This is a genomic window from Geodermatophilus amargosae (genome assembly GCF_900116515.1).
In the GTDB taxonomy this organism is placed as follows: domain Bacteria; phylum Actinomycetota; class Actinomycetes; order Mycobacteriales; family Geodermatophilaceae; genus Geodermatophilus; species Geodermatophilus amargosae.
Genome location: NZ_FPBA01000051.1, coordinates 1 through 9,273, shown reverse-complemented (window position 1 = coordinate 9,273; position 9,273 = coordinate 1). Strand labels below are relative to the sequence as shown.

Annotated in this window: 8 protein-coding genes and 1 pseudogene; 8 read left to right on the top strand and 1 reads right to left on the bottom strand. The window is 74.3% G+C overall.

The window, feature by feature from the left end; genetic code table 11:
* Positions 1 to 192, top strand: a pseudogene (locus BM414_RS27895) (HNH endonuclease); the annotation flags it as partial.
* 31 nt (positions 193 to 223) lie between these two features.
* Here the strand turns inward: BM414_RS27895 and BM414_RS27890 are convergent.
* Positions 224 to 895 (bottom strand): aminoacyl-tRNA hydrolase, encoded by a 672-nt coding sequence (locus BM414_RS27890; RefSeq protein WP_093585245.1) that lies wholly within the window; start codon positions 893 to 895, stop codon positions 224 to 226.
* 179 nt (positions 896 to 1,074) lie between these two features.
* Here BM414_RS27890 and BM414_RS27885 point away from each other — a divergent pair, with 179 nt between their 5' ends.
* The 7 genes from BM414_RS27885 to BM414_RS28910 form a co-directional block, all read left to right on the top strand.
* Positions 1,075 to 2,856 (top strand): N-acetylglutaminylglutamine amidotransferase, encoded by a 1,782-nt coding sequence (locus BM414_RS27885; RefSeq protein WP_093585242.1) that lies wholly within the window; start codon positions 1,075 to 1,077, stop codon positions 2,854 to 2,856.
* A 10-nt stretch (positions 2,857 to 2,866) separates the two neighbouring features.
* Positions 2,867 to 4,627 carry an N-acetylglutaminylglutamine synthetase gene (ngg, locus tag BM414_RS27880; RefSeq protein WP_217644970.1) on the top strand — a complete coding sequence of 587 codons (1,761 nt, stop codon included), beginning with the start codon at positions 2,867 to 2,869 and terminating at the stop codon, positions 4,625 to 4,627.
* An 81-nt stretch (positions 4,628 to 4,708) separates the two neighbouring features.
* On the top strand, positions 4,709 to 5,086 hold the full coding sequence (crcB, locus tag BM414_RS27875) for a fluoride efflux transporter CrcB (protein WP_093585239.1): 378 nt from the start codon (positions 4,709 to 4,711) through the stop codon (positions 5,084 to 5,086).
* Positions 5,083 to 5,433: a fluoride efflux transporter FluC gene (locus BM414_RS27870; protein ID WP_093585236.1), complete on the top strand. Its 351-nt coding sequence runs from the start codon at positions 5,083 to 5,085 to the stop codon at positions 5,431 to 5,433. The genes crcB and BM414_RS27870 overlap by 4 nt, the downstream gene beginning before the upstream one ends.
* Before the next feature lie 73 nt (positions 5,434 to 5,506).
* Complete coding sequence (locus BM414_RS27865) at positions 5,507 to 6,898, top strand: alpha,alpha-trehalose-phosphate synthase (UDP-forming) (protein ID WP_245785045.1); 1,392 nt, start codon at positions 5,507 to 5,509, stop codon at positions 6,896 to 6,898.
* Complete coding sequence (gene otsB, locus BM414_RS27860; protein WP_093585230.1) at positions 6,895 to 7,635, top strand: trehalose-phosphatase; 741 nt, start codon at positions 6,895 to 6,897, stop codon at positions 7,633 to 7,635. The genes BM414_RS27865 and otsB overlap by 4 nt, the downstream gene beginning before the upstream one ends.
* Before the next feature lie 316 nt (positions 7,636 to 7,951).
* The coding region (locus BM414_RS28910; protein WP_217644969.1) for a methyl-accepting chemotaxis protein at positions 7,952 to 9,273 on the top strand (1,322 nt) is incomplete at its 3' end.

Genomic DNA, 9,273 nt, shown 5'->3' with positions numbered 1-9,273 from the left:
CACCGCCTGAAGACCTTCGCCCGCGGCTGGCGGTTCCACATGAGCCCCGACGGCGTCCTCACCGTGACGACGCCCTCCGGGATCACGCGGACGACGCGCCCGCCGGGCCTGCGACCACCACCTCCCGACGACACCGGCCCACCGGGACCGGACGGCGCCGACACTCCGGACGACGACCCGCCGCCGTTCTGACATGAGATGACGGCCGGTCTGCTGGGCGGTCCTACGCCCAGCGGGCCAGCGCCGTGCTGGTGCCGGGCGCCACGACGGTGAACCCGGCGTCGACGACCTCCACGGCGGCCTGTGGACGCAGCCGCGTCCAGCGGGCGACGTCCGGGTGCTCTACGACCACCGGGAAGCCGGCCGCGGACCAGGCGGCCAGCCGCCGTGCGGGAATGCGCATCGCGGTCAGCTGCGCGGCGTGGCCGCAGGCCGCCGCGGCCTTGCCCAGCGGCAGGAACGGCTCGGGGCAGACCGACACCACGACCGGGCCGCCGGGCGCCGGGTCGGCAGTCCGCAGGACGTCCGGGTCGTCGAGCTCGCTGCCCGACAACTGCAGTCTCGCGACCTCGCGCGGGATCTCGTCCAGCGCCGTCGGCACCAGCGCACGGACCTCGGCGCCGGCTGCCGAGGCGGTCACGCCGGGGAGGGCCTCGACCCGCTCCCAGGCCACTCCCCTGGCCCGCCGGCAGTGCTTCCGGATCGCCCCGTCGGTCCACCGCCGCACCTGCGGGTGCCACTCCCCGTCCGCCAGCGCCCGGTCGTCGGCGAGCAGCCGCACGACCGCGACACCTGCGGCCGTGCAGACGGCGGTCCGGGTCGGCGGCGCGGACCTCTCGACCCGCACGACCAGCTGCATCGCCCAGGGCACCTCGCCCGGCGGGTCCTCGACCACGCCCCCACCCTGCCGACCAGGGGGCGGCGGCCGGCACGTCGGGTCCCGGATGCCCGTGACGCGGCGTCGTACGGCAGGGGCACCGGCTCGGTTCCACGTGGAACCGGGCCGTGTTGCATCGGTGTGACGATCGTCCTGACGCGTCGCGGGAGCCGGGCGACCGGTGTTGGATCGAAGCCATGTGCGGCCTCTCCGGCGAGATCAGGTTCGACGGCTCCCTGGCCGACACCACCGCGGTGGCGCGGATGGTCGAGGCGCTGGTCCCCCGCGGACCGGACGGCCAGGGCCAGTGGAGCGCCGGCCGGGTGGCGTTCGGCCACCGCCGGCTGTCGGTCATCGACCTGTCGGCCAGCGGCTCGCAGCCGATGGTCGACAGCGAGCTGGGCCTCGAGGCGGTCTTCAACGGCTGCATCTACGACTACAAGGAACTGCGCGCCGAGCTCGAGGGCCACGGCTACCGCTTCTTCTCCACCAGCGACACCGAGGTCCTGCTCAAGGGCTACCACCACTGGGGCGTCGACTTCGTCGACCACCTGCACGGCATGTTCGTCGTGGTCATCCACGAGCGGGACACCGGCCGCGTGGTCATGGCCCGCGACCGGCTGGGCATCAAGCCGCTCTACCTGTCGGAGACCCCGGGCCGGCTGCGGTTCGCCTCGTCGCTGCCGGCCCTGCTGCGCGCCGGCGACGTCGACACCTCCATCGACCCGGTCGCGCTGCACCACTACCTGACCTGGCACGCCGTCGTCCCGGCGCCGCGCACGCTGCTCAACGGCGTCCGCAAGCTGCCGCCGGCCACCGTCCGCGTCATCGAGGCCGACGGCACCAGCCGCGAGCACCGCTACTGGGAGCCCACCTACGAGCGGCGCCCCGAGCACGCGGGCTGGTCGGCGCGCGACTGGGAGGACGCGATCGAGGAGGCGCTGCGGGTCGCCGTCCGTCGTCGCCTGGTCTCCGACATCCCGGTCGGTGTGCTGCTCTCCGGCGGCCTGGACTCCAGCCTGATCGTCGGGCTGCTCGCCCAGGAGGGGCAGAGCGACCTCGCCACCTACTCGATCGGTTTCGAGACCGTCGGCGGGCACGCCGGCGACGAGTTCCGCTACTCCGACGTCATCGCCGAGCGGTTCGGGACCGACCACCACCGCATCCGCGTCTCCTCCGACGAACTGGCCGCCGCCCTCGGCCACGCGATCGGCGCGATGGCCGAGCCGATGGTCAGCCACGACGTCGTCGCCTTCGACCTGCTGTCGGAGCGGGTGAGCCAGTCGATCCGGGTCGTGCAGTCCGGGCAGGGCGCCGACGAGGTCTTCGCCGGCTACCACTGGTACCCGCCGCTGGCCGACGTCGACCGCGGCGAGGCCGTCGAGCGCTACGCGGGGGCCTTCTTCGACCGCCGCTCGGAGGACATGCGCGCGCTGGTCGGCGAGCGCTACGCCGTCGACGGCGACCCGAGCCTGGAGTTCGTCCGCGACCACATGTCCCGGGCCGGCGCGCAGACCGCCGTCGACGCCGCCCTGCGCCTCGACAGCGAGGTCATGCTGGTCGACGACCCGGTCAAGCGGGTGGACAACATGTCCATGGCCTGGGGTCTGGAGGCCCGGGTGCCCTTCCTCGACCACGACCTGGTGGAGCTCGCCGCGGCCTGCCCGCCGGAGCTCAAGCTCGCCGACGGCGGCAAGGGCGTGCTCAAGGCGCTCGGACGCCGGATCATCCCGCCGGAGGTCATCGACCGCCCCAAGGGCTACTTCCCGGTGCCGGCCATCACCCACCTCGAGGGCAAGGTCCTCGGGCTGGTGAAGGACGCGCTGTCCAGCGACGCGGCGCGCGAGCGGGCGCTGTTCCGCCCCGAGTACGTCTCCCGGCTGGTCGAGGACCCCAACAGCGAGCTCACGCCGCTGAGGGGGAACAAGCTCTGGCAACTGGGTCTGCTGGAGCTGTGGCTGCAGAACCACGGGGTCTGAGGAGGACACCGTGGCGCTCCCCCGGCTCGCCGGACACCGCCGCCGCACGACGGTGGCGGGCACCCCCGACCTCACCGGCCGCAACTGGACCCGGCCCTCCGAGCACCAGCTGGAGGGCATGGACAGCGACGTCGTCCTGGACCTCGCCTGGGGACGGCTGGTCTTCGGCCAGACCTTCGCCGAGATGCGCAACATCCTCGCCGCGCTGCGCGCCGAGGAGACCGGTCAGCGCGACATCTGCATCTACGCCCGCGACCCGCACGTCCTCGTGGGCCTGGCGCCCGACGAGCTGTTCATCGACCCCAGCTACACCTACCGGCTCGACCTGTACCGCTACCGGCCCCGCCCCGAGCTCATCCGCGGCGTCTTCGTCCGCACGGTGACCTCGCTGGAGGACATGCAGGCGATCAACGAGATCTACGCCCGCAACCGCATGGTGTCCGGCGACCCGGAGACCATGTGGGCCAACCACCGCACCCGCTGCTTCACCTACCTCGTCGCCGAGGACCGGCGGACGCGGCGGATCGTCGGCACGGTCACCGGCGTCGACCACGTGCTGGCCTTCGGCGACCCGGAGGGCGGCACCAGCCTCTGGTGCCTCGCCGTCGACGCCCAGAGCGCCCCGCCCGGCACCGGCGAGGCCCTGGTCCGGGTGCTGGCCGAGCGCTACGTCGGCCGCGGCCGCTCCTACGTCGACCTCTCGGTCATGCACGACAACTCCGGGGCCATCGCGCTGTACCGCAAGCTCGGCTTCGCCCGGGCGCCGGCGGTGTGCGTCAAGCGCAAGAACCCGATCAACACGCCGCTGTTCGCGGCCCGCCCGCCGGGGGTGACCCAGCTCAACCCCTACGCCCGGATCATCGCCGACGAGGCGCTGCGCCGCGGGATCCGCGTCGAGGTGACCGACGTCGAGTTCGGCGAGATGCGGCTGTCGCTCGGCGGGCGGCGGGTGCTCACCCGCGAGTCGCTGTCGGAGTTCACCACCGCCGTCGCCATGAGCCGCTGCGACGACAAGCGGGTGACCCGCCGGATCGTCGAGGCCGCCGGCGTGCGCGTGCCGCGCGGCGTCACCGTGCCCGAGGACGATCCCGGCCCGGCGCTCGACCTGCTGGCCGTGTGCGGCGAGCTGGTGGTCAAGCCCGCCCGCGGCGAGCAGGGCAAGGGCATCACCGTGGGCGTGACGACAGCGGACGAGCTCGACCGGGCCGTGGCCGCGGCGCGGCTGTTCTGCCCCGACGTGCTCGCCGAGGAGCTGGTCCCCGGCGAGGACCTGCGCGTCGTCGTCATCGACCACGAGGTGGTCGCCGCCGCGGTGCGCAAGCCCGCGGAGGTCGTCGGCGACGGCCGCCGCACGGTCACCGACCTGGTGCGCGAGACCAGCCGGCGCCGGGAGCGGGCCACCGGCGGGGAGTCGCGGATCCCGCTCGACGACGTCACCGCCGACGTCGTCCGGGCCGCCGGGTACGCCATGGACGACGTCCTCCCCTCCGGCGAGCGGCTGCGCGTGCGGCGGACGGCGAACCTGCACACCGGCGGCACGATCGAGGACGTCACCGACCGGCTCGACCCGGCGATCGGCCAGGCGGCGGTGCGGGCCAGCCGCGCCATCGGCATCCCGGTCACCGGCATCGACTTCCTCGTCCCCGACGTCGAGGGCCCCGACGCGGTGTTCGTCGAGGCCAACGAGCGGCCCGGGCTGGCCAACCACGAGCCCCGGCCGACCGCCGCGCGCTTCGTCGACCTGCTCTTCCCGGAGACCCGCCGCCGGTGACAGCGGCCGAGGCATAGGAAGCTTCACGCACGTCTCGGCCCCCGATACGTGGGGAGAGCTTCCTATGCCTGGGAGGTACGGGTGGCGTACGTGCTCGCGGCGCTGGGCGGGGCGCTGGGGGCGCTGGCGCGGTGGGGCGTCGCCGAGGCGCTCCCCTCCCCCGACGGCGGCTGGCCGTGGGCCACGCTGCTGGTCAACCTCACCGGCTGCCTGCTGATGGGCGTCCTCCTCGGGGCGCTCGCCGCACGCGACCCCGAGCCGGCCTGGGCGCGGCCGTTCCTCGCCGTCGGGGTGCTCGGCGGCTACACGACGTACTCGGCGTTCGCGATGGAGGTCGTCGGGCTCACCGACGCCGGCGCGATCGCCCGGGCGCTCGGCTACGTGCTCGTCTCGGTCCTCGGCGGCGTGCTCGCCGTGGCGGCCGGGATCCGGGCGGTGCGCGGCCGGGGGCGCCCGTGACCCCGCTGCTGGTCGCGGCCGGCGCGCTCGTCGGCGCCCCGCTGCGGCTGCTCGCCGTCCGGCTGGCGGGCCGCGCCGGGCGCGACCCGGCGGCGGCCACCCTCGTCGTCAACGTCGCCGGCGCGGTGGTCCTCGGAGTGCTGCTGGGCCTGCGCGACGTGCCGGCCGGGGTCCTCGCCCTCGTCGGCACCGGCTTCTGCGGCACGCTGACCACCTTCTCCGGCTTCGGTGCCGACGTCGTCCGGCTGGTCGAGGAGCGCGCCGTCGTCCGGGCGGTCTCCTACGTCGCGGCCACGCTGGTGATCGGCCTCGCGGCCGCGGCCGCCGGTTACCTCCTGGTCCGCTGACCGCCCGGGGGTGCCTGCTGGGCGCGTCCTGGATAGGGTCGGGACCGGTATGACCGGCTCAGACGCAGGAGACGTGCGAGCGGACAGCCCCGTCGTCGTCGTGGCCAACCGGCTGCCCGTCGACCAGGTGACCGACCCCGACGGGACGACGCGCTGGCAGCGCAGCCCCGGCGGCCTGGTCACCGCCCTCGAGCCCTTCGTCGCCGGTCGCGGCGGCGCGTGGGTGGGCTGGTCCGGATCGGCCGGCGAGGCGCCCGAGCCCTTCGAGTCCGGCGGGATGTCGCTGATCCCCGTCGAGCTCTCGGAGGAGGAGGTCGACCGCTACTACGAGGGCATGTCGAACGCCTCGCTCTGGCCGCTGTACCACGACGTGGTCGAGAAGCCGGAGTACCACCGCACCTGGTGGGACACCTACGTGCAGGTCAACAAGCGCTTCGCCGACCGGGCCGCGGAGGTCGCCGCCGACGACGCGATCGTCTGGGTGCACGACTACCAGCTGCAGCTGGTCCCGGCCATGCTGCGCCAGCGCCGCCCCGACCTGACCATCGGCTTCTTCCTGCACATCCCGTTCCCGCCCTACGAGCTGTTCACCCAGCTGCCGTGGCGCTCGGCGATCGTCGAGGGGCTGCTCGGCGCGGACCTGGTCGGCTTCCAGCTGCCCAGCGCGGCGACCAACTTCGTCCAGCTGGCCCGGCGGCTGCACGAGCTGCCCACACGCGGCCCGGCGATCGAGTACGACGGCCGGACGGTGATCGCGCGCGCGTTCCCGATCTCCATCGACGTCGCCGCCTTCGACCAGCTGGCCTCCTCGCCGGAGGTCCTGGCCCGCGCCAAGGAGATCCGCGCCGAGCTCGGCGACCCGGACAAGATGATCCTGGGCGTCGACCGGCTCGACTACACCAAGGGCATCAGCGTCCGGCTCAACGCCTTCCAGGAGATGCTCGAGGACGGCGTCGTCGAGGCGCCGGGCACGGTCATGGTGCAGGTGGCCACACCCAGCCGCGAGCGGGTCGAGCACTACGTGCACATGCGCGAGACGATCGAGCAGCAGGTCGGGCACATCAACGGGGTGTTCGGCTCGATCGGCAGCCCGGCGGTGCACTACTTCAACCAGTCGATGCCGCGCGAGGAGCTGGCCGCTCTCTACCGCGCCGCCGACGTCATGCTCGTGACGCCCTACCGCGACGGCATGAACCTGGTGGCCAAGGAGTACGTCGCGGCGCGCAGCGACCACGGCGGCGCGCTCGTCCTGTCCGAGTTCGCCGGGGCCGCCGCCGAGCTCCGGCAGGCGTTCCTGGTCAACCCGCACGACATCACCGGCGTCAAGAACCAGCTGCTGCGCGCGCTGCGGGTCGAGCCGGCCGAGGGCGCCCGCCGGATGCGCGCGATGCGGCGGTACCTGGTCAAGCACGACCTCGACCACTGGGCGTCGTCGTTCTTCGACGCGCTGCGGGCCCAGGCATGACGGTCCCTCCCGACCTCGCGACCGCGCTGGCCGGCCTGGCCGGGCGCCGCCCGCTGCTGGTCGCCACCGACTACGACGGGGTCCTCTCCCCGCTGGTCGGCGACCCCGGTGCGGCGGGGCCCGCTCCCGGCGCCGCCGAGGCGCTCGCGCGGGTCGCCGCCGCCGACGGCGTCACCGTCGCGCTGGTGAGCGGCCGCGGCCTCGAGGACCTGCAGGCGGTCAGCGGCTTCTCCGGTCCCTACCGTTGGATCGGCAGCCACGGCGCCGAGTTCGACGGTCCGCTCACCGGGCAGCTGGCCGGCCGCCGCGACGCGCTGGCCGAGACGCTCGCGCCGCTGGTGACCGCCGTCCCGGGTGCGCTGCTGGAGGTCAAGCCGGCCAGCGTCGCCGTCCACGTGCGGCAGGTCGCCGACCCCGGCGCGGCAACCGCGCTGCTGGCGTCCGCGGATGCGGCCGTGGATCCGTCACTGACGAAGAAGCCGGGCAAGGCGGTGCTCGAGGTCGCGGTCACCGACGCCGACAAGGGCAGCGCCGTCACCCGGCTGCGCGGCGAGCTGGGCACGGCCGCCGTCGTCTACCTCGGGGACGACCGCACCGACGAGGACGTCTTCCGGAGCCTCGGCCCGGACGACGCCGGCATCAAGGTCGGCGAGGGCGAGACCGCCGCGCGGTACCGGGTGGCCGACCCCGATGCCGTCGTCGCGACGCTCCGGCAGCTGGCCGACCTGCTCTCCTGACCCGTCCCGCCTGACTGGCTGCGGCGCGTCGCGGCGCGGCGGGAGACGACCGTCCGCGGCGCGGACGCCGACCCGTCGCTGCGAGGTCGACACGTCGCCCCTCCCCCGCTGCCGCCTGCGCGGATGCCGCGAACGACCGCCGGTGACCACCGGGCGCCGTCGACTCGGCGACGGCGCAGCGCACGGTCCCCGCCCGCCGCACAACGATCCGTCCGCGGCCGTTTCCCGTGCCGCCGCGTGGGCAGCGCCGGCCCCCACCATTCCTCCTGCACGCCGATCCCCTGTCGCAGCGTGCACAGGAGCCCTGGAGGCACTCGTGAGCGCCGCATCCCCCTCGCGTCCGGCCGGCTGGTTCGCCGACCGCCCGCTGTCGGTCAAGTTCGGCGCACTGGTCGCCGTCGGCACCCTGTCGTTGGGCGGGTTGCTCGCCGCGACGACGCTCGGCCACGGAGCCGTCCGCGAGCAGCAGCAGCGCACCGAGGCGCTCAACGACGCGCAGGAGCTCGTGCTGCAGCTCGACACCCGGGCCAGCGAGCTCAAGGTCGACGGCTTCAAGGCGATCGTCCGCGACGTCCCCGCCGAGCAGCTGGCCGAGCTGGCCGACGACATCGCCACGCCGGAGGCGCTGCTGGACGAGCTCGCCGGCATCGAGCTGACCGGCGACAGCGCCGCGGCCGTGGACGCCCTGCAGGACTCCTACGGCGACTACACCGACGCGATCACCGCCTTCGTCAACAGCGCCGTCGCCGACCAGGCGGGCACGCGGGTGCGCTGGGAGGACATCCAGGCCGCCAACGACCTCACCGACGCCGCCGTGGGCGAGGCGAAGGACACCCTGCAGGCCGAGGCCGAGGCCGCCGCGGTCACCCTCGAGGACACCGTCACCAGGTACGAGAGCATCGCCTACCTGGTGGCCGGGATCGGCTTCCTGCTGCTCGTCGGGCTGAGCTGGCTGACCGCCCGCTCGGTGATCCGGCCCGTGCGCACCGTGCAGGCCTCCCTCGAGGCGCTCGCTGAAGGCGACCTGACCCGCAGCACCGGCATCCGGTCCCGGGACGAGGTCGGGCGGATGGCCGACGCCCTCGATCGCGCCCAGACGACCCTGCGCGAGGTGCTGGACACCGTCGCCGCCTCCGCCGACGCCGTCGCGGCGTCCAGCGAGGAGCTGTCGGCGTCCTCGGCGCAGATCTCGGCCTCGGCCGGCGAGACCTCCGCGCAGTCCGGTGTCGTGGCCACCGCCGCGGAGGAGGTGTCCCGGTCGGTGCAGACCGTGGCCGCCGGCGCGGAGCAGATGGGCGCGAGCATCCGGGAGATCGCCACGAACGCCGCGGAGGCGTCGGCTGTCGCGGCCCGTGCGGTGACCGCCGCGGAGACGACGACGGCGACGGTGGCGAAGCTGGGTGAGAGCTCGGCCGAGATCGGCAACGTCGTCAAGGTGATCACCTCGATCGCCGAGCAGACGAACCTGCTGGCGCTGAATGCCACCATCGAGGCCGCGCGGGCCGGGGAGGCGGGCAAGGGCTTCGCGGTGGTGGCCAACGAGGTCAAGGAGCTGGCGCAGGAGACGGCCAAGGCGACCGAGGACATCGCCCGCCGGGTGCAGGCCATCCAGGGCGACACCACCGCCGCGGTGAGCGC